Genomic DNA, 18,449 nt, shown 5'->3' on the forward strand with positions numbered 1-18,449 from the left:
GCGAGCAAGCTCGCTCCCACATTGGAACAGCGTCATGTCTGAGCCTTGCGCATGCAGCTAAGACCCGGCCATCCCACAGAGTTCCTCAGACCCGCCCCAAAACCTTCAAGACAAATGCGTATTCGAGCGCTACGTCACGTAATCCCTGGTAGCGCCCGCTCATTCCGCCGTGGCCGGCGCCCAGTTCGGTCTTGAGCAGCAGGGGGTTGTCGTCGGTCTTGGTGGCGCGCAATTTCGCCACCCACTTGGCTGCTTCCCAGTACTGCACGCGGCTGTCGTTGTAGCCAGCGATCACCAGCAGCGCCGGGTACGCCTGGGCGCTGACGTTTTCGTACGGGGCGTAGGCCCGGATCCGATCATAAACGTCCGGCTCCTCTGGATTGCCCCATTCGTCGTATTCGGTGATGGTCAGCGGCAGGTCTGGGTCGAGCATGGTGTTGAGCACATCGACGAACGGCACTTCGGCAATCGCCACCTTGAACAGCTCCGGGCGTTGGTTGAGCACCGCGCCGATCAGCAGGCCACCGGCACTGCCGCCGCTGATCGCCAGTTGTCCTGCGGTGGTGAAACCGTTGGCGATCAAATGTTCGGCGCAGGCGATGAAGTCGCCGAATGTGTTGTGCTTATGTTCCTGCTTGCCGGCGCGATACCAGGCTTCCCCCAGCTCGCCGCCGCCCCGTACATGGGCGATGGCAAACGCCACGCCGCGGTCGAGCAGGCTCAGCCGCGAATGGGAAAACCACGGGTCGAGGCTTTCGCCATAGGCACCGTAGCCGTACAGGTACAGCGGCACCGGTCGGCCGAGGTCTTCGCGCCTGACCACCAGGCTGATGGGCACCTGGGTGCCGTCCGCCGCCGTGGCCCAGAGCCGCTGGCTGACATAGGCATCGGCATCGAACGGCCCCAGCACTGGGGTTTGCTTGAGCACCACCTGGGCGCCGCTGGCCAGGTCCAACTGGCGGATCTGCGCCGGACGGTTCAAGGCCTCGTAACGCAGGCGAATGCGATCGCTAATGAATTCCAGGCTGTTCTGCACATGCAGGCTGTAGGCCGCGTCCGGTAGTTGCACCCGATACGCCGGCAAACCCTGGGGATGTACCTCGATGATCGGCAGGCCGCCTTCGCGCAGGCTCAAGGTCATGGCCCCGGCGTTCAGGCTCAGGCCGTCGATCATCACCGTGTCGCTGTGGGGGATCAGGTTCTGCCAGTCGGCCTCGGTGGGTGCCACGCCGGTGTCGACGGCCTGATACAGGGCGAAGTTGATCCCGTCGCGGTTACTGCGGATCAACCAGGTCCATTGGCCATCGAGGAGGCCGTGGTCGACGTCGTATTCGTGGTTTTCCACGCGTGGCGCCAGGCAGGCGAAGGGCTGTTGCGGTTGCGCGGCGTCCAATACCCAGACTTCGCTGGTGGTCTTGCTCCCGAGGGACAGGATCAACTGCTTTTCCGAACTCGAACGATAGCAATGCAAGAAGAAACGTCCGTCCGGCTCATGGAACACTTCTTCGGCGGCCGTGCCGTCCAGGCGATAGCGCCAGAGTTTGTGGGGGCGGTGGGTGTCGTCCAGTTCGCCAAAAAACAGTGTCAGGCTGTCGTTGGCCCAGGTCATGCTGCCGTCGCAATTGTCGAAGGACAGTTCGCTGACCTTGTCGTTGGACAATTCCTTCACGAACAGGGTGTAGATCTCGTCTCCCGTGGTGTCCAGGCTGTAGGCCAGGCGCTGGTGGTCGGGGCTGATGCTGAAGGCGCCCAGGGCAAAGAAACCGCCGCCAGCCAACGCGTTCGGGTCCAGCAGCAGTTGTTCGTGGCGCTCGTCCACGGTCAGGCTGTCGTCAGCCGGGCGCGGGCAACGGTAATGGCGTGGGTATTCGTCACCGGCGGTGGTGCGGGTGTAATACAGGTACGGGCCCCAGGGCGAGGGCAGCGACAGGTCGGTCTCGAGGATCCGGCCCTTGATTTCCTGGAACAGGGTTTCGCGCAGTTCGGCCTGATCGGCGAGTTGCGCCTCCTGGTAGCTGTTTTCCGCCTTGAGGTAGTCGAGCACGGCGTCGGTGTCGCGTTCCTGCAGCCAGGCGTACGGGTCAACACCAGCGTCCCTGCGGGCGATCGGGGCGTTGGAAACGTGGGCAGATAGGGACATGAAAGGCTCTCGAACGTTGTACGAAAAGGGACACGCGGCCTGGACAGAACCCACCGCCCAGGCCATTCGCCAGACGCCGGGGCAGCCTGACGCGCGAAAAGCCGTTACTATAAGCGCCTCTTTGCCTGCCTTGCCATGGACACCATGACCGAGAATGACTATCTGATCGCCTGGGGCCTCTACGCCTTCGCCGCCCTGGGCTGCCTGCTGGTGTGGATGCGCATGACGCGCTGGATGTGGCGCTGGTTGCGTGAACCGCTGCGCTTGCTGATGGCGGTGTTGCTGTTCAGCCCCACCGTCGTCGACCCGGTGAAGGACAAGGTTGCCCCGGCCTTGGCCATTGTCGCCCTGGACATCTTGTTCAAGGTCGGCAACAACGCCTGGCGGGCGGCGTCCGACCTGCTCATGTACGGCATGATCGCCTTCGGCCTCTACCTGGTGATCGTGCTGATCCGCTTCCCCATCGAGCGGGCCGCCAACGCGCGCAAGGAACGGGCTGCCGCCGCCAAAGCCGCCGCCGCGGCCGATGAGCCGGAGGACGAACCACCATTCGGCGTGGCCGGGGATGACCGTTACGGTCGCCCACCCGTGCCGAGCAACCCCCAGCGTTCGCGTATCGAACCGCGCCTGTAAGCAGGCCTGCCCCTTGAAGCGAGAGTTCGAGCATGTGTGAGTTACTGGGCATGAGCGCCAATGTGCCGACCGACATCGTGTTCAGCTTCACCGGGCTGATGCAGCGCGGCGGCAAGACCGGGCCGCACCGGGACGGCTGGGGCATCGCCTTCTACGAGGGCCGTGGCCTGCGCCTGTTCCAGGACCCGGCCGCCAGCAGCGAATCGGAAGTGGCGAACCTGGTGCAGCGTTATCCGATCAAGAGCGAAGTGGTGATCGGGCACATCCGCCAGGCCAACGTCGGCAAGGTCTGCCTGTCCAACACCCATCCGTTCGTGCGTGAGTTGTGGGGCCGCAACTGGTGTTTCGCCCACAACGGCCAGCTCGCCGATTTCCAGCCGGGCGCAAGCTTCTACCGCCCGGTGGGCGACACCGACAGCGAAGCGGCTTTCTGCGATCTGCTCAACCGCGTGCGCCAGGCCTTCCCCGAACCGGTGGAAGTGGAACAGTTGCTGCCGTCGTTGATCGAGGCCTGCACCGAATACCGCAGCAAAGGCGTGTTCAATTGCCTGCTCAGCGATGGCGACTGGCTGTTCTGCTATTGCTCGACCAAACTGGCCCAGATCACCCGTCGCGCGCCGTTCGGCCCGGCGCGGCTCAAGGATGTGGACGTGATTGTCGATTTCCAGGCGGAAACCACACCCAACGACGTGGTCACGGTGATCGCCACCGAACCCTTGACCGAAAACGAAACCTGGACCCGCTACGAACCGGGCCAATGGAGCCTGTGGCGACGCGGCGAATGCGTCAGCCAGGGCCGGACCGAATAAGGACGTCACGCTATGTTGCTCAGTTATCTACGGCTGGTGTTGTTCGCGGTGGGCCTGTTGGTTGGGGTCCAGGTGCCAGGGTTCATCAATGATTACGCCAAGCGGGTCGAGGCTCACCTGATCGAGGCGCAGACCGGCCTGCAAGGTTTCCAGGGCACCGCCAACCAGTTTTTCAAGGGCGACATGCAGGCGCTGGTGGCCCATTACCGCGCCAGCGAAGACCCGATCTTTCGCAGCGATGCCGACAGCCTGAACACCTTGCTCGTGCGCCAGCAGGCCTTGGACAAGCAATTCCAGGCGATGCAAGGCCCGTGGTACATCCGCCTGCTGCAAGTGGCGCTGGCCGCCGATCCGGACATCCGCAAGGAAACCTGGAACGGCTACAGCTACCAGATCCTGCTGACCCCCGAAGCGATGATCTGGGGCATCAGCGGCGCGATGTTGCTGTCGTTCGGCCTGGAATGCCTGTTCCGCCTGATCGACTGGGTGGTGCTGGGCGGCAAGCGCCTGCGCCAGGGCCGGCCGATCGAAGAGCGTGACCTGCGCGGGCTCTGACTCGATGGTTCAGTGAGCTTCCTGTGGCGAGGGAGCTTGCTCCCGCTGGGGCGCGCAGCGGCCCCAAGATTTTGCGAGCGCTACGCACTCGAACGGGAGCAAGCTCCCTCGCCACAAAAGCGGTCTGCCTTTGCGGGTGATGTGCTGCCCAATCAAATTTTTCTTATGACCCAACCAAGGTTTTATTCGTTGGACGGGATCGGCCGTGCGCTCAAGAATCGGGGCAACGGTCTCCACGTCAGCGTCGTCGAGACTCACAACAATAAAACCGTGGAGAACCACCATGAGTGCACCCGACACGCTCGGCGTCCCCCAACCCCAGGCCCGTTCTGGCCCGTTCGATTGGTATCGCAACATCAACCAGCAGGAACGTCGCACCTTCTGGAGCTGCAAGATCGGTTACGCCCTGGACGGCATGGACACCCAGATGCTCAGTTTCGTGGTGCCGACCCTGATCGCGATGTGGGGCATCACCACCGGCCAGGCAGGCCTGATCCACACCAGCACCTTGATCGCGTCGGCCATTGGCGGCTGGGTGGCGGGTATTCTCTCGGACCGGATCGGTCGGGTGCGCACCTTGCAACTGACGGTGCTGTGGTTCGCGTTCTTCACCTTCCTGTGCGGCTTTGCCCAGAACTATGAGCAGCTGTTGATCGCCCGCACCTTGATGGGCTTCGGCTTCGGCGGCGAATGGACCGCCGGTGCGGTGTTGATGGGCGAGGTGATCCGTGCGAAGGACCGCGGCAAGGCGGTGGGCATGGTGCAATCGGGTTGGGCCCTGGGCTGGGGCATGACGGCGATTCTGTATGCGCTGCTGTTCTCGGTGTTGCCGCCGGAAGATGCCTGGCGCGCACTGTTCATCCTCGGCATCGTGCCGGCGGTGTTCGTGATTTTCGTCCGCCGGCTGGTCAAGGACCCGGAAGTCTATAACCAGACCAAGGCCCGCCTGACGCCGGAAAATCCCGCGAAGTTCTACGAGATTTTTGCCCCTGGCATCCTCTTCACCACCCTGCGTGCCTCGCTGCTGACCACCGGTGCCCTGGGCGGCTACTACGCCATCACGTCCTGGCTGCCGACGTTCCTCAAGAATGAACGGGGCTTGAGTGTATTGAGCACCGGTGGCTACCTGGCGATGGTGATCGTCGGCTCCTACGTGGGCTATGTCATCAGCGCGTATCTGTCGGACATCCTGGGACGAAAGAAGAACTTCGTCCTGTACGCTGTCGGCTCGTTCACCATCGTCCTGCTGTACACCCAGATGCCGGTGAGCAATAACGTGATGCTGTGGTTGGGCTTTCCCCTGGGCTTTTTCGCTTCCGGGATGTTCAGCGGCATGGGCTCGTTCCTCACCGAGCTGTTTCCTACGCGCATCCGCGGTTCGGGCCAGGGCTTTTGCTACAACATTGGCCGGGCGGTGGCGGCATTGTTCCCGCTGTTGATCGGTATCTTGAGCCAGAAGGTGCCGCTGAGCGTGGGTATCGGCGCCTTCGCGGCGGTGTCCTACGGCGTGGTGATCCTCGCGGCCCTGAGCCTGCCGGAAACCCAAGGCAAGCAGTTGGAAGCCGAGTAACTGATACCCTGTGGGGGCCTGGGCTCCATGGCTTGGCCCCACAGTCAAAGAAGAAAAAACCTACAGGAGCGTTCACCGTGAACCGCCTGCTACTGAACTGCGACATCGGCGAAAGCTTCGGCAACTGGACCATGGGTCTGGACGCCGAGGTGATGCCCTTCATCGATTGCGCCAACATCGCCTGCGGCTTCCATGCGGGCGACCCGAGCATCATGCGCAAGACCGTCAGCCTGGCCCTGAGCCACGGCGTGCGGATCGGCGCGCACCCGGCCTATCAGGACCTGGCGGGCTTCGGCCGTCGTTCCATGGCCTATGGCGCCCAGGAGCTGCAGGACTTGCTGCACTACCAGGTCGGCGCCCTCGACGGCATCTGCCGGGCCCAGGGCGGGCGAGTCAGCTACGTCAAGCCCCATGGAGCGATGTACAACGACATGATGGCCAACCCGGCGCAACTGCGCGCCGTGATCCAGGCCGTCGCGGCCTATGACCGGCAACTGCCACTGATGCTCATGGCGACCCGGGACAACAGCGCCGCCCAGGCCCTGGGCGACGAGTACGGCCTGACCCTGTGGTTCGAGGCCTTTGCCGATCGCGCCTATGACAGTGCCGGTCGCCTGGTATCGCGACAGGCACCGAGGGCGGTGCATCACGATCCCGAGGTCATCATCGGGCAAGCCCTGACCATCGCCCGTGGCGATGCATTGACCGCCAGCGACGGCAGTGCCTTGCACCTTATGGCCAATACCTTGTGCGTGCACGGCGACAACGCCAGTTCCGTGGCGGCCGTGCAGCGCATCCGCGAAGCCCTGGACCGGCAGAGTGCGCCATGAAACCAAGCGTGGAAGTGGTGGCGGTGGACTGCCTGATGGTGCGCCTGTTCGATGAGATCGCCGAGGCCAACATGCCCTGGATGCTCGCCGCCAGCGAGCGCCTGCGAGCGGTGTTTGCCGAGCGTTTGATCGATCTGGTGCCGTCCTATACCACCTTGATGGTGCACTACGATTTGCTCGCCCTGAACCCGGTCCAGGCCCGCGATTTGATCGACGAGGCGCTGCATAACCTTTCACCGGATGCCCGCTCGACCGGCCAATGCCATGTGCTGCCGGTGTGGTACGACCTTAGCGTCGGGCCGGAGCTTGAGCTGTTGGCGAGCCGCAGCGGCTTGACGGTCGCCCAGGTGATCCGCCGCCACAGCGAACGGGAGTACCAGGTGTTTGCCCTGGGCTTCGCCCCTGGTTTCGCCTTCATGGGGCTGGTGGACGAAGAACTGGCCGCCCCGCGCCTCGACACACCACGCAAGCGCGTGGCAGCGGGCAGCGTCGGCATTGCCGAGCGTCAGACCGCGGCATATCCAGTGGTCTCGCCCGGCGGTTGGAACCTGATCGGGCGCACCCCGGCCAAGCTGTTCGATCGCGAGCGTGACGGCTACAGCCTGATGCAGCCGGGGGACACGGTGCGCTTTGCGCCTGTGGATCACGCCGAATTCATCGCCCTGGGTGGCGACGACACACCGTTGGAGGCCCAGGCATGAGCCGGTTGTTGATCGAGGCCAGCACCCCGCTGTGCCTGTTGCAGGACGCCGGCCGTTTCGGCGTGAGACACCTGGGCGTGACCCAGGGCGGCGCGGCGGATTGGTTGTCGATGGCCTGGGCCAATTGGATGCTGGGCAATGACCTGGACGCGGCGGTGGTGGAGATTACCCTCGGCGGCTTTACCGTGGCGGCCGACGAGGATTGCGTGCTGGCGCTGGCCGGGGCTGACCTGGGCGCGCGGATAGACGGCCAGGGCGTGGCATCGTGGCGTTTCTTCAGCTTGCGCAAAGGCCAGGTCCTGGCGCTCACCCAGCCTGTGCTCGGTGCCCGGGCCTACCTGGCGGCCCCCGGTGGTTTCAACGCACCGACGGTGCTGGGCAGCCGGGCAACGGTGGTGCGCGAGGAACTCGGTGGCCTGGATGGGCGGGGGCGGGCGCTGAGTCGCGGTGAACACTTGAGCTATTCGGGCTTGGCGACGCCGCGGCCCATGCCCCACACGCGGATTCCGGATTTCCAGCAAGCGCAGCCGCTGGACCTGATCCTCGGTGCGCAGAATGGCGCGTTCAGTGGGCGCAGCCTGTTCGATGCGTTCAACACTGCGTGGACGCTGGACAGTCGCGCCGACCGCATGGGCATGCGCTTGCTGGGCACGGCGTTGGAATATCAGGGACCGGCGATGATTTCCGAGGGCATTCCCCTCGGTGCCGTGCAGGTGCCGCCGGACGGCCAGCCGATCGTGTTGCTCAATGATCGACAAACCATCGGTGGTTATCCACGCCTGGGTGCGTTGACGCCGCTGTCCCTGGCCCGGCTGGCGCAATGCCTGCCCGGGGCGCAGGTGCGGTTGCGGCCGGTGGTGCAGGAGGTTGCGCATCGGCAGCAGGTGGAGTGTATGCAGGTGTTTTTGAACAGCTGAAAAGCATCGCGAGCAAGCTCGCTCCCACAGGGGATTTCAGTGTGACGAAGAACCAGTGTGGGAGCGAGCTTGCTCGCGAAGAGGCCCTGAAGGGCACCAAAGATCACTTGGAGAGAAACCGCATCCCTTCCTCCAACCCCCGCAACGTCAGCGGATACATCCGGTCCTCCACCAACTCGCGCACGATGTTGGTCGAGGCGGTATAGCCCCAGGTGTCCTTGGGGTACGGGTTGATCCAGATGAGTTTCTTGTACTTCTCCATGAAGCGCTGCATCCACACATAACCGGCTTCTTCGTTCCAGTGTTCGACGCTGCCGCCGGCCTGGGTGATTTCATAGGGCGCCATGGCGGCATCGCCGATGAAGATCACTTTGTAGTCGGCACCGTACTTGTGCAGCAAATCCTGGGTCGAGGTGCGCTCCGAGGTGCGGCGCAGGTTGTTCTTCCACACCGATTCGTAGACGAAGTTGTGGAAGTAGAAATACTCCAGGTGCTTGAACTCGGTCTTGCAGGCCGAGAACAGCTCTTCGCAGATTTTCACATGGGCATCCATCGAACCACCGATGTCGAACAGCAGCAACAGCTTGACGGTGTTGCGTCGCTCCGGGCGCATCTGGATGTTCAAGAGGCCGGCGTCCCGGGCGGTGTGGTCGATGGTGCCGTCGATGTCCAGTTCTTCGGCCGCGCCCTGGCGGGCGAACTTGCGCAGGCGACGCAGGGCGATCTTGATGTTGCGGGTGCCCAATTCCACCTGGTCGTCGAGGTTCTTGTATTCGCGCTGGTCCCAGACCTTCACGGCCTTGCCCTGGCGCTTGCCGGCGTCGCCGACCCGAATGCCCTCGGGGTTGAAACCCCCGGAGCCGAACGGGCTGGTGCCGCCGGTGCCGATCCACTTGTTGCCACCGGCATGGCGTTCCTTCTGCTCTTCCAGGCGTTTCTTGAATGCTTCGATCAGCTTGTCCAGGCCACCCAGGGACTGGATCTGCGCGCGTTCCTCGTCGGTCAGCGAACGCTCGAATTCCTTGCGCAACCAGTCTTCGGGAATCAGCGCCTGGAGGTGATCGTCGAGTTTCTCCAAACCGTTGAAGTAGGCGGCGAAGGCCCGGTCGAACTTGTCGAAATGCCGTTCGTCCTTCACCAGGATCGCCCGGGACAGATAATAGAATTCGTCCATGTCAGCGAAGATCACCCGCTGTTTCAGCGCGTTGATCAGGTCCAGCAGTTCACGCACCGACACGGGCACCTTGGCGGCGCGCATCTCATTGAACAGGTTAAGCAGCATGGCAATCGCCCTCGCTCTTGTTAAACGAAGAGGATCAGCGGGTGCCGCGACGGCTCATGAACGCCAGGCGCTCGAGCAGTTGCACGTCCTGTTCGTTCTTCACCAGGGCGCCGGCCAACGGCGGAATGGCCTTGGTCGGATCACGCTCGCGCAGCACCGCTTCGCCGATGTTGTCGGCCATCAGCAGCTTGAGCCAGTCCACCAGTTCGGAGGTGGAAGGTTTTTTCTTCAGGCCCGGCACCTTGCGCACGTCGAAGAACACGTCCAGCGCTTCGCTGACCAGGTCCTTCTTGATGTCCGGGTAATGCACGTCGACGATTTTCTGCAGGGTGACGCGGTCGGGGAAGGCGATGTAATGGAAGAAGCAGCGACGCAGGAAGGCGTCCGGCAGTTCCTTTTCGTTGTTGGAGGTAATGATGATGATCGGGCGCTGCTTGGCCTTGATGGTTTCGTCGGTCTCGTAGACGTAGAACTCCATCTTGTCGAGCTCTTGCAGCAGGTCGTTGGGGAACTCGATGTCGGCCTTGTCGATTTCGTCGATCAGCAGGATCACCCGCTCCTCGGACTCGAAGGCTTCCCAGAGCTTGCCCTTCTTCAGGTAGTTGCGCACGTCGTTGACCTTGTCCACGCCCAACTGCGAGTCCCGCAGGCGGCTGACCGCGTCGTACTCGTACAAACCCTGGTGGGCCTTGGTGGTGGACTTGATGTGCCAGGTGATCAGGCGCGCGCCGAAGGACTCGGCCAATTGCTCGGCCAGCATGGTCTTGCCGGTGCCTGGTTCGCCCTTGACCAGCAACGGCCGCTCCAGGGTGATGGCGGCGTTCACGGCCAGTTTCAGGTCATCGGTGGCCACGTAGGCGCTGGTGCCTTCGAACTTCATCTGCAATTTCCTCGAACGTGTCGCCGGCCCGGCGAGGCGGGGCGCGCGAAATAAATATCGTGCCCGACTATAACGCGAGGCCGCGCCGACTGTGAACGCAGACGCTGTATTCAGTCTCTGAATGGGGCGTCACATGTTGACTCAGTCTTGTGGCGAGGGAGCTTGCTCCCGCTCGAGTGCGCAGCGCTCGCAGGCTTTTAGGGCCGCTTCGCGGCCCAGCGGGAGCAAGCTCCCTCGCCACTAAAAGCCGCAAACCTTAATCGGGCGAAGGCGGTGGCTGTTCATAACGGGCATTGAAGGCCTGGACGAAACCGTTGCGCAGTATCTGCAGGAAGGCTTCGAAGGCGCTGATGTCCTGCTGGTGAACATTGCCGCTGAGTTCCACCCGGGTGGCGAACTGGTTCTTGCGCTGGTTCTTGAGGGCCGTTTCGCCGGTCCCGACCAGCGCTTCCCAGACCGAGCGGAAGATGTTCTTGTTCTGGTTCTCCACGTCCTGCTGCCAGTCGAATACGTCGACATCCCGCAGCAATGGCTTGATGTAGCCGCTGAGCCGGGCGTTATCGGCTTCAGCCTCGATCACCAGGTCGCCGTGGCCGGCATTGAAATCGAACTTGCCATAGGCGGCGGCAAAATCGTTGAGGCGCTTGAGTTCGATGTTCCTGGCCCGCAGGCGGAAATCGAAATCCTCGAAGTCGCTCAAGGGGTCGAAAGTAGCCTGCATTTCCAGGGGCGCATGCTCGGCCACCAGGGCCTTGCCTTCGAAGCGGGCGTCGCGCTTGCCTTCGGTGTCGACCACGTTGGTCAGGTTATAGAAGCTGGCGTTGACGTCAGTGGCCCGCAGGTTGACCGGGGGCTTGGAGTTGAAGTTGCGAAAGGTGACCTTGCCTTCCCGGATGCGCACTTCGTTGAAGGTGATGGGCAACAGTTTGCTCAGTTGCTCGCGCCAGTTGGTGCCCTGGCCGGTCTGGGAGTTCTGCCGGTTGGCCCCGCCGTCGACGAAGTTCACTTCGGGGCGGGTGAACTCAACCTCGGACACCACCGCATGGTCGTACCACAGCGAGTGCCAGCTCACCGACAGGTCCACCAGCGGGGCGTTGACGAACGGCACCGGGACCTTGCCGTCGACCTTGACGATTTCCAGGCCGTTGATCCGGTAGGCACCGCGCCACAGGGCCAGGTCCACATCAGTGATCTGGCCGCGATAATCGCCCATGTCGGCCAGTTTATCGTTCAGGTAGTCGCGTACCAGGTAAGGCAGGGCGAAATGCAGGGCCACCAGCACCGCGACGAGGGTGGCGAAAACCCACAGTGGCCAGCGGTATCGACGCTTCATGTCTGTCAGTCTCCAGCGTTTGTTGGGGGAGCGCCTCCTAATGCCATTGACTGTCGCAACAACGGGAACGTTCGGTGCAACTGGACGCCCATGGGCAACAGGCATACCTTTAAAGGCTTCAATTCCGCCCCATCAAGGACCCAGCCATGAGCCGCATATTCGCTGACAACGCCCATTCCATCGGCAATACGCCACTGGTACAGATCAACCGCATTGCGCCGCGCGGCGTGACCATCCTGGCCAAGATCGAGGGGCGTAACCCAGGGTATTCGGTCAAGTGCCGGATCGGCGCAAACATGATCTGGGACGCTGAAAGCTCGGGCAAGCTCAAGCCGGGCATGACCATTGTCGAACCGACCTCGGGCAACACCGGGATCGGCCTGGCGTTCGTCGCCGCCGCCCGTGGCTACAAGCTGATGCTGACCATGCCGGCCTCCATGAGCATCGAGCGGCGCAAGGTGCTCAAGGCCCTGGGCGCGGAGTTGGTGCTCACCGAGCCGGCGAAGGGCATGAAGGGCGCCATCGAAAAAGCCGCCGAGATCCTGGCCAGCGATCCGTCCAAATATTTCATGCCGCAGCAGTTCGATAACCCGGCGAACCCGGCGATCCACGAAAAAACCACCGGCCCGGAAATCTGGAACGACACCGACGGCGCCGTGGACGTGCTGGTCGCGGGCGTGGGCACCGGCGGAACCATTACCGGGGTTTCGCGGTATATCAAGAACACCTGTGGCAAGCCGATCCTGTCGGTGGCGGTCGAGCCCGAGGTGTCGCCGGTGATCACCCAGGCGATGGCGGGGGATGAAATCAAGCCCAGCCCCCACAAGATCCAGGGGATCGGCGCCGGGTTCGTGCCGAAGAACCTCGATCTGTCCATCGTCGACCTGGTCGAGCGCGTCACTGACGACGAGTCCAAGGCCATGGCCCTGCGCTTGATGCAGGAGGAGGGCATCCTCTGCGGGATCTCCTGCGGCGCGGCGATGGCCGTGGCCGTGCGCCTGGCGGAAAAACCGGAAATGCAGGGCAAGACCATCGTCGTGATCCTGCCGGATTCGGGCGAGCGGTATTTGTCGAGCATGTTGTTCAGCGATCTGTTTACCGAGCAGGAGACTCAGCAGTAACCGCAGGCAGGATGGGTGGCGAGCACTGCTTGTGTGGCGAGGGAGCTTGCTCCCGCTCGACTGCGCAGCAGGCGCCCCGGATTCAACCCGGGTCGCCAAATCCCGGGGGCGCGCTCCGCACGCCAGCGGGAGCAAGCTCCCTCGCCACAAGAGCACTCGCGATCTCAGGTAGGTTGACTGATTGTTCGATGCGTCAGCCAAGGTTCAGGTGGCGCCTGTTAAAAAGTGTTTATTGCGTTTCACTCAACAGAGAATCTTCCGTCAGACGGTTTTTACCCGGGCCATGGGTATTTAACATGGCCCCCGACTACGTCGGGCAGTAGGCGTTGCGTCAGTTGTTTTTGGACAAGGAGTTTAAAAAATGACCGTTTCGTTTGTCGCCAAGGCCTCGGTGTTGCTGCTGTTCCTGGGCAGTACGCTTTATGTGCATTTGCGTGGTAAGGCGCGGCTGCCGGTGTTGCGTCAGTTCGTCAACCACTCGGCGCTGTTCGCCCCCTATAACGCCTTGATGTACCTGTTCTCCGGCGTGCCCTCGAGGCCTTACCTGGATCGCAGCCAATTTCCCGAACTGGATGTGCTCAAGGACAACTGGCAAGTCATCCGCGACGAAGCCATGCACTTGTTCGACGATGGCTACATTCGAGCCGCCGAGAAGAACAACGATGCGGGCTTCGGTTCGTTCTTCAAGAAGGGTTGGAAGCGCTTCTACCTCAAGTGGTACGACAAACCGCTGCCGTCGGCTGAGTTGCTGTGCCCGAGGACGGTTGAACTGGTCAGTCGGATCCCTAGCGTCCGGGGCGCGATGTTTGCCTTGCTGCCCGGTGGTAGCCACCTGAACCCTCATCGAGACCCCTTCGCCGGTTCGTTGCGTTATCACCTGGGGCTCTCAACCCCCAATTCCGAGAGCTGCCGTATCTTCGTCGACGGTCAGATCTATGCCTGGCGCGACGGCGAAGACGTCATGTTCGATGAAACCTATGTGCACTGGGTCAAGAACGAAACCCCGCAGACCCGCCTGATCCTGTTCTGTGATGTCGAGCGGCCCTTGAAAAGTCGGCTGATGACCCGCCTCAACCGCACCATCAGCGCGTTCCTCGGCCGTGCCACCGCGCCACAGAACCTGGACGATGAACACGTCGGTGGCATCAACCAGGCCTATGCCTGGAGCAAGTCGTTCAGCGACGGCATCAGCGGCCGGGTCAAACAGTTCAAACGCAAGCATCCCAAGGCCTACCGGGTGATGCGACCGGTGTTGGCGGTGGCGGTGCTGACGGCGCTTGGCTATTGGTTGTTCGTTTAAAACATTGCGTAGTCCATCGGGCGCTGGTTATAGTCAGCGCTCTTCGGGTTTTCGAACCCACTCTCCAAGAGATCGGCTCATGCCTGCATCCCCTGTCATCGCGGTCGTGGTTCCAGCGTTCAACGCTGGCGTCGTGCCGTGTGGGAACCAGCAGCCTGCGCAGATCGGTCAATACCCCCCACCTGTCCGTAGCTCATCGGTGTACGCCGTCGTATCACCGCCGGGCGCTGGCATTCAGGGCTGATCGGCAACGGTTGCCATCCCCTGTGCCCGCCTGAAAAAAACTACTGGACTTCAGCTTCGGCTGAGTTGGCTTTTTGCCTGACTACAGGTGGTATCCATGTTTTCCCTTTCCAAAAACGCCTTGTTGGCGGCGGCTTCCACGAGCCTGTTCGTTTTGCTGTGGAGCAGCGGGGCGATCTTTTCCAAGCTGGGCCTGGCCCACGCTTCACCCTTCGCTTTTCTGCTGATCCGTTTTGCCATCGCGCTGTTCGCGCTGGTGCTGTTGATTCCGTTGCTCAAGTTGAAGTTGCCCAAGACCGGCAAGCCGATGCTGTACGCGGTGATCACCGGTCTGGTGCTGCTGGGCGCCTACCAGATTTTTTATCTGCTGGCGCTGCAAATGAGTGTCACGCCTGGGGTCATGGCGACCTTGATGGGCGTGCAACCGATCCTGACCGTGGTGCTCATGGAGCGACAACGTTCCTGGTCGCGGATGTTCGGCCTGGTGTTGGGCTTGGTCGGGTTGGTCATGGTGGTGTACCAGGGCATCGGCCTGGCCGGCATGTCCCTGGCGGGGATGCTGTGCGGGTTGCTGGCACTGGTCAGCATGACGGCCGGCTCCATCATGCAGAAGCGCATCACCGACAACCCACTGGGCACGCTGCCGGTGCAGTACCTGGCCGGGCTGGTGCTGTGCGCGGTCTTCGTGCCGTTCCAGCCGTTCCATTTTGAATACAGCACGGGGTTCTTCGTGCCGGTATTGTGGATGGGACTGGTGGTGTCGGTGCTGGCGACGTTGCTGCTGTACCGTTTGATTGCCCGGGGCAATCTGGTGAACGTCACCAGCCTGTTCTACCTGGTGCCGGCGGTGACGGCGATCATGGACTACCTGGTGTTCGGCAACCGGCTGGCGTTGCTGAGCTTGCTGGGGATGGTGCTGATCATCGTGGGGTTGGTGTTTGTGTTTCGTAAGAGCCGCTAGCCCTTAGCTGTTCGCTGGCTGTACCACCGCTATCGCGAGCAAGCTCGCTCCCACAAAGAACCGCGTATAACCCTGTGGGAGCGAGCTTGCTCGCGATGGCGTACTACCGGGCAGACACTTCAGCTGGTTTAACAGCTGCGGGCTTGAGCACCAACCACAACGCCGCCGCAATCAACACCCCGCCATACAAATGCGCCATCCCCAACGGCTCATCCAGCAACAACGCCCCCCACAACACACCGAACGGCGGAATCAGGAATGTCACGGTCATGGACTTGACCGGGCCGATGGAACTGAGCAGACGGAAATAAAGGATGTACGCCAGCGCGGTGCACACCAGGCCCAGGCCCAGCAGTGACAACCAGACACTCCAGCCACCCCAACTGGCCGGCGGTTGGCTGATGACGCTGTAGCCAAACAGCGGCAGCAAGAACACCGTGGCGCCGAACATGCTGCCCAGAGCCGAAAGGCGGCTGTCCAGGCCACCTTGGTGATCGAGCCAGCGCCGGGTGAGGAAACCGGCAAAGCCGTAGCAGGTCGTGGCCAGCAGGCAGGCGAGGGCGCCCATCAACAGTTGCAGGTCGAACGCCACCGGGCCGGCGCGGGTCAGGATGCCCACGCCGAGCAGACCGAGGAAGACCCCGCCGACCTTGGCCAAGGTGAGTTTTTCGCTGAAGAACAAACCGCCGATCAACACCCCCATCAGCGGCGTGGTGGCATTGAAGATTGCCGAGTAACCGGCCGGCAGCACCTGGGCCGCCAGCGAATAGAACGTGGCCGGAATGCCCGAGTTGATCAGGCCCAGCATCATCACGACTTTGAGCTTGCCGCGAAAATTCCAGTCGACGCGCATCAGGGCCAGGATCACCAGCAGCCCGACGAAGGCGATGGACACACGGAAGAAGGCAGTGGGAATCGTGCCGATGACGGGGGCGATAATGCGCATGAACAGGAAACTGGCGCCCCAGATGGCGGCCAATGACAGTAAACGCAGGATATCGACGAGGTTCACGAGCCACTCCTTCCTTGATGGGGGGGCAAGTGTCGCCGCCTTGCATACCGATGGCAATGGTTGCGTTGCCGCGTGATTGGCCTCTAAGCTCAGTCGCCAATAACAAGCATGACCCGCCGAGGTTTACCTTATGCCGCAGCCATGGCCCGCTATCGAAATCGCCCGTTCGATCCTCGACGGCTTCGACGATTATCGTGAGCATTTCCGGCAGATTACCGATGGCGCTCGCGCCCGGTTCGAGCAGGCCCAGTGGCTGGAGGCCCAAGCGGCTTCGGCGGCGCGCATCAACTTGTATGAAGAAAAAGTCTTCGAAACCGTCGCCAAGCTGCACAAGGCCTTCGATGAGGAAGCCCTGATGGATGTGGGCTGCTGGCCGTTGGTCAAAAGTGCCTACATCAGCCTGATCGACCTGCGCTTCGACGATGAGCTGTCGGAAACCTGGTACAACTCGATCTTCTGCGGGCTGTTCAGCCACGACCTGATCAGCGACGGCACCATGTTCATCCACACCACCCGGCCCAGCCTGCGCCGGGCCCGCGCCGCCCAGACGCGCACCTACAAGCCCCAGGGACAGTTGGACCGGATGCTGGAGAGCGTCTTCGCCGATTACCGTTTCAGCGAGGACTACGCCGATTTGCCGGGGGACCTGCAGCGCCTCGAAGCGCAGTTGCGCGAGAACCTGCCGGACTGGGTCTGCAAGGACCCGGAGCTGACGGTGGAGTTGTTTTCCTCGGTGCTCTATCGCAACAAGGGCGCCTACCTGGTGGGCCGGATCTACACCCGCGACGACCAATGGCCGCTGGTGATCCCGCTGTTGCACCGCGAGGGCCGGGGTATCCAGATCGATGCGCTGATCACCGACGAGGCGCAGGTGTCGATCATCTTCTCGTTCACCCGTTCGTACTTCATGGTGGACGTGCCGGTGCCGGCGGAATTCATCGGCTTCCTCAAGCGCATCCTGCCGGGCAAGCACATCGCCGAGCTATACACCTCCATTGGTTTCTACAAGCACGGCAAGTCCGAGTTCTACCGGGCACTGATCAATCACCTGGCGAACACCGACGACCAGTTCATCATGGCGCCGGGCGTGCGCGGGATGGTCATGAGCGTGTTCACCCTGCCGGGCTTCAACACCGTGTTCAAGATCATCAAGGACCGCTTCTCGCCGTCGAAAAACGTCGACCGGGCCACGGTGATCGAGAAATACCGACTGGTGAAAAGCGTCGACCGGGTCGGGCGCATGGCTGATACCCAGGAGTTCGCCGATTTCCGCTTTCCCCTGAGCAAATTCGAGCCGGCCTGCCTGGAGGAACTGTTGGATGTGGCGCCCTCCACGGTGTCGGTGGAAGGCGAGACGGTGCTGATTCGCCACTGCTGGACCGAACGCCGGATGACGCCGCTGAACCTCTATCTGGAAAACGCCAACCCGGACCAGGTGCGCGAGGCGCTGGAAGACTATGGCCTGGCGATCAAGCAACTGGCGGCGGCCAATATCTTCCCCGGCGACATGCTGCTCAAGAACTTCGGCGTGACCCGCCACGGCCGTGTGGTGTTCTACGACTACGATGAAATCTGCTTCCTCACCGAAGCCAACTTCCGCCACATCCCCCAGCCCCGTACACCGGAAGACGAAATGGCTTCCGAGCCCTGGTATTCCATCGGCCCGCTGGACGTCTTCCCGGAGGAGTTCCCGCCGTTCCTGTTCGCCGACGCCGGGCAGCGCAAGCTGTTCGACCAGTTGCACGGCGAGTTGTACAACGCTGACTACTGGAAAGGCCTGCAGGACGCGATCCGGGCGGGGAAAGTGATCGATGTGTTCCCGTATCGGCGCAAGGACCTGGACAGCGAATAACGCCAGGCGAGCAAACGAAGCCACTGTGGCTTGTGGCTTGTGGCTTGTGGCTTGTAGTTTGTGCTCTGTGCTCTGTGCTCTGTGCTTTGTGGTTTGTGGTTTGTGTGGCTTTTGTGGCGAGGGAGCTTGCTCCCGCTGGACTGCGCAGCAGGCCCCTGCGTTCTGTCCGTCACATCGCGGTGCCGAATACTGCTGCGGGCTGCTTCGCACCCCAGCGGGAGCAAGCTCCCTCGCCACAAAAGCCCAGCCTTGGCACAAACCTCCTGTGGGAGGGTGGTGGGGCTGCTTTGTGTGCTCGGCGCAATGACCG

The 18,449-nt window shown here is 62.3% G+C and carries 16 protein-coding genes; 11 read left to right on the forward strand and 5 right to left on the reverse strand.

Annotated features, from left to right (window positions below):
* Nucleotides 1-85 precede the first annotated feature (85 nt).
* A complete protein-coding gene (locus tag ACLH0I_RS08255) occupies nucleotides 86-2,140 on the reverse strand; it encodes a S9 family peptidase (protein WP_411386750.1) in 2,055 nt (684 codons plus the stop codon).
* 135 nt (nucleotides 2,141-2,275) lie between these two features.
* On the opposite strand from ACLH0I_RS08255, the gene ACLH0I_RS08260 reads away from it, so the two are divergent.
* The 7 genes from ACLH0I_RS08260 (at nucleotide 2,276) to ACLH0I_RS08290 (ending at nucleotide 8,155) form a co-directional block, all read left to right on the forward strand.
* Nucleotides 2,276-2,773 (forward strand): MFS transporter, encoded by a 498-nt coding sequence (locus ACLH0I_RS08260; RefSeq protein WP_250962775.1) that lies wholly within the window; start codon nucleotides 2,276-2,278, stop codon nucleotides 2,771-2,773.
* Between the two features lie 32 nt (nucleotides 2,774-2,805).
* The gene (locus ACLH0I_RS08265; RefSeq protein WP_411386751.1) at nucleotides 2,806-3,582 is read left to right on the forward strand and encodes a class II glutamine amidotransferase; all 777 of its coding nucleotides are present in this window, start codon (nucleotides 2,806-2,808) and stop codon (nucleotides 3,580-3,582) included.
* 12 nt (nucleotides 3,583-3,594) lie between these two features.
* Nucleotides 3,595-4,137, forward strand: a complete 543-nt coding sequence (locus ACLH0I_RS08270; protein ID WP_039593345.1) for a DUF2937 family protein — start codon at nucleotides 3,595-3,597, stop codon at nucleotides 4,135-4,137.
* 283 nt (nucleotides 4,138-4,420) lie between these two features.
* The gene (locus ACLH0I_RS08275; protein WP_411386752.1) at nucleotides 4,421-5,707 is read left to right on the forward strand and encodes an MFS transporter; all 1,287 of its coding nucleotides are present in this window, start codon (nucleotides 4,421-4,423) and stop codon (nucleotides 5,705-5,707) included.
* A gap of 77 nt (nucleotides 5,708-5,784) precedes the next feature.
* Nucleotides 5,785-6,537, forward strand: a complete 753-nt coding sequence (locus ACLH0I_RS08280) for a 5-oxoprolinase subunit PxpA (protein ID WP_411386753.1) — start codon at nucleotides 5,785-5,787, stop codon at nucleotides 6,535-6,537.
* Entirely contained in the window at nucleotides 6,534-7,238 is a 705-nt protein-coding gene (pxpB, locus tag ACLH0I_RS08285) for a 5-oxoprolinase subunit PxpB (protein ID WP_411386754.1), read from the forward strand. Before ACLH0I_RS08280 ends, pxpB begins: the two co-directional genes overlap by 4 nt.
* Nucleotides 7,235-8,155 (forward strand): biotin-dependent carboxyltransferase family protein, encoded by a 921-nt coding sequence (locus tag ACLH0I_RS08290; RefSeq protein WP_411386755.1) that lies wholly within the window; start codon nucleotides 7,235-7,237, stop codon nucleotides 8,153-8,155. Before pxpB ends, ACLH0I_RS08290 begins: the two co-directional genes overlap by 4 nt.
* Nucleotides 8,156-8,258: 103 nt before the next feature.
* Here the strand turns inward: ACLH0I_RS08290 and ACLH0I_RS08295 are convergent, their stop codons facing one another.
* The 3 genes from ACLH0I_RS08295 to ACLH0I_RS08305 all read right to left on the reverse strand — a co-directional run bounded on the left by ACLH0I_RS08295 (nucleotide 8,259) and on the right by ACLH0I_RS08305 (nucleotide 11,650).
* Nucleotides 8,259-9,437 (reverse strand): vWA domain-containing protein, encoded by a 1,179-nt coding sequence (locus tag ACLH0I_RS08295; protein WP_249873728.1) that lies wholly within the window; start codon nucleotides 9,435-9,437, stop codon nucleotides 8,259-8,261.
* A 34-nt stretch (nucleotides 9,438-9,471) separates the two neighbouring features.
* Entirely contained in the window at nucleotides 9,472-10,317 is an 846-nt protein-coding gene (locus ACLH0I_RS08300) for an AAA family ATPase (protein WP_411386756.1), read from the reverse strand.
* 256 nt (nucleotides 10,318-10,573) lie between these two features.
* Nucleotides 10,574-11,650 (reverse strand): DUF748 domain-containing protein, encoded by a 1,077-nt coding sequence (locus tag ACLH0I_RS08305; protein ID WP_411386757.1) that lies wholly within the window; start codon nucleotides 11,648-11,650, stop codon nucleotides 10,574-10,576.
* Between the two features lie 146 nt (nucleotides 11,651-11,796).
* On the opposite strand from ACLH0I_RS08305, the gene cysK reads away from it, so the two are divergent.
* The 3 genes from cysK (at nucleotide 11,797) to ACLH0I_RS08320 (ending at nucleotide 15,275) form a co-directional block, all read left to right on the forward strand.
* The gene (gene cysK, locus ACLH0I_RS08310) at nucleotides 11,797-12,771 is read left to right on the forward strand and encodes a cysteine synthase A (RefSeq protein WP_411386758.1); all 975 of its coding nucleotides are present in this window, start codon (nucleotides 11,797-11,799) and stop codon (nucleotides 12,769-12,771) included.
* A gap of 361 nt (nucleotides 12,772-13,132) precedes the next feature.
* Nucleotides 13,133-14,071: an aspartyl/asparaginyl beta-hydroxylase domain-containing protein gene (locus ACLH0I_RS08315; protein ID WP_411386759.1), complete on the forward strand. Its 939-nt coding sequence runs from the start codon at nucleotides 13,133-13,135 to the stop codon at nucleotides 14,069-14,071.
* A 340-nt stretch (nucleotides 14,072-14,411) separates the two neighbouring features.
* Nucleotides 14,412-15,275 (forward strand): DMT family transporter, encoded by an 864-nt coding sequence (locus ACLH0I_RS08320; RefSeq protein ID WP_411386760.1) that lies wholly within the window; start codon nucleotides 14,412-14,414, stop codon nucleotides 15,273-15,275.
* Between the two features lie 103 nt (nucleotides 15,276-15,378).
* Here the strand turns inward: ACLH0I_RS08320 and ACLH0I_RS08325 are convergent, their stop codons facing one another.
* Nucleotides 15,379-16,287 carry a DMT family transporter gene (locus ACLH0I_RS08325; protein ID WP_411386761.1) on the reverse strand — a complete coding sequence of 303 codons (909 nt, stop codon included), beginning with the start codon at nucleotides 16,285-16,287 and terminating at the stop codon, nucleotides 15,379-15,381.
* Nucleotides 16,288-16,417: 130 nt separating this feature from the next.
* Between ACLH0I_RS08325 and aceK the strand changes: the two genes are divergently transcribed.
* A complete protein-coding gene (gene aceK / locus ACLH0I_RS08330) occupies nucleotides 16,418-18,139 on the forward strand; it encodes a bifunctional isocitrate dehydrogenase kinase/phosphatase (protein WP_411386762.1) in 1,722 nt (573 codons plus the stop codon).
* The last annotated feature ends 310 nt before the right edge of the window (nucleotides 18,140-18,449 follow it).

Source organism: Pseudomonas sp. MPB03 (assembly GCF_046605385.1).
Lineage (GTDB): Bacteria > Pseudomonadota > Gammaproteobacteria > Pseudomonadales > Pseudomonadaceae > Aquipseudomonas > Aquipseudomonas zanjanensis.

What these genes read in the sequence shown, in the direction of transcription:
- ACLH0I_RS08275 (WP_411386752.1), top strand. Translation starts at nt 4,421, where the DNA reads ATGAGTGCACCCGACACGCTCGGCGTCCCCCAACCCCAGGCCCGTTCT.
- ACLH0I_RS08320 (WP_411386760.1), top strand. Translation starts at nt 14,412, where the DNA reads ATGTTTTCCCTTTCCAAAAACGCCTTGTTGGCGGCGGCTTCCACGAGC.
- cysK (WP_411386758.1), top strand. Translation starts at nt 11,797, where the DNA reads ATGAGCCGCATATTCGCTGACAACGCCCATTCCATCGGCAATACGCCA.
- ACLH0I_RS08265 (WP_411386751.1), top strand. Translation starts at nt 2,806, where the DNA reads ATGTGTGAGTTACTGGGCATGAGCGCCAATGTGCCGACCGACATCGTG.
- ACLH0I_RS08300 (WP_411386756.1), bottom strand. Translation starts at nt 10,317, where the DNA reads ATGAAGTTCGAAGGCACCAGCGCCTACGTGGCCACCGATGACCTGAAA.
- ACLH0I_RS08270 (WP_039593345.1), top strand. Translation starts at nt 3,595, where the DNA reads ATGTTGCTCAGTTATCTACGGCTGGTGTTGTTCGCGGTGGGCCTGTTG.
- ACLH0I_RS08255 (WP_411386750.1), bottom strand. Translation starts at nt 2,140, where the DNA reads ATGTCCCTATCTGCCCACGTTTCCAACGCCCCGATCGCCCGCAGGGAC.
- ACLH0I_RS08305 (WP_411386757.1), bottom strand. Translation starts at nt 11,650, where the DNA reads ATGAAGCGTCGATACCGCTGGCCACTGTGGGTTTTCGCCACCCTCGTC.
- aceK (WP_411386762.1), top strand. Translation starts at nt 16,418, where the DNA reads ATGCCGCAGCCATGGCCCGCTATCGAAATCGCCCGTTCGATCCTCGAC.
- pxpB (WP_411386754.1), top strand. Translation starts at nt 6,534, where the DNA reads ATGAAACCAAGCGTGGAAGTGGTGGCGGTGGACTGCCTGATGGTGCGC.
- ACLH0I_RS08290 (WP_411386755.1), top strand. Translation starts at nt 7,235, where the DNA reads ATGAGCCGGTTGTTGATCGAGGCCAGCACCCCGCTGTGCCTGTTGCAG.
- ACLH0I_RS08260 (WP_250962775.1), top strand. Translation starts at nt 2,276, where the DNA reads ATGGACACCATGACCGAGAATGACTATCTGATCGCCTGGGGCCTCTAC.
- ACLH0I_RS08295 (WP_249873728.1), bottom strand. Translation starts at nt 9,437, where the DNA reads ATGCTGCTTAACCTGTTCAATGAGATGCGCGCCGCCAAGGTGCCCGTG.
- ACLH0I_RS08315 (WP_411386759.1), top strand. Translation starts at nt 13,133, where the DNA reads ATGACCGTTTCGTTTGTCGCCAAGGCCTCGGTGTTGCTGCTGTTCCTG.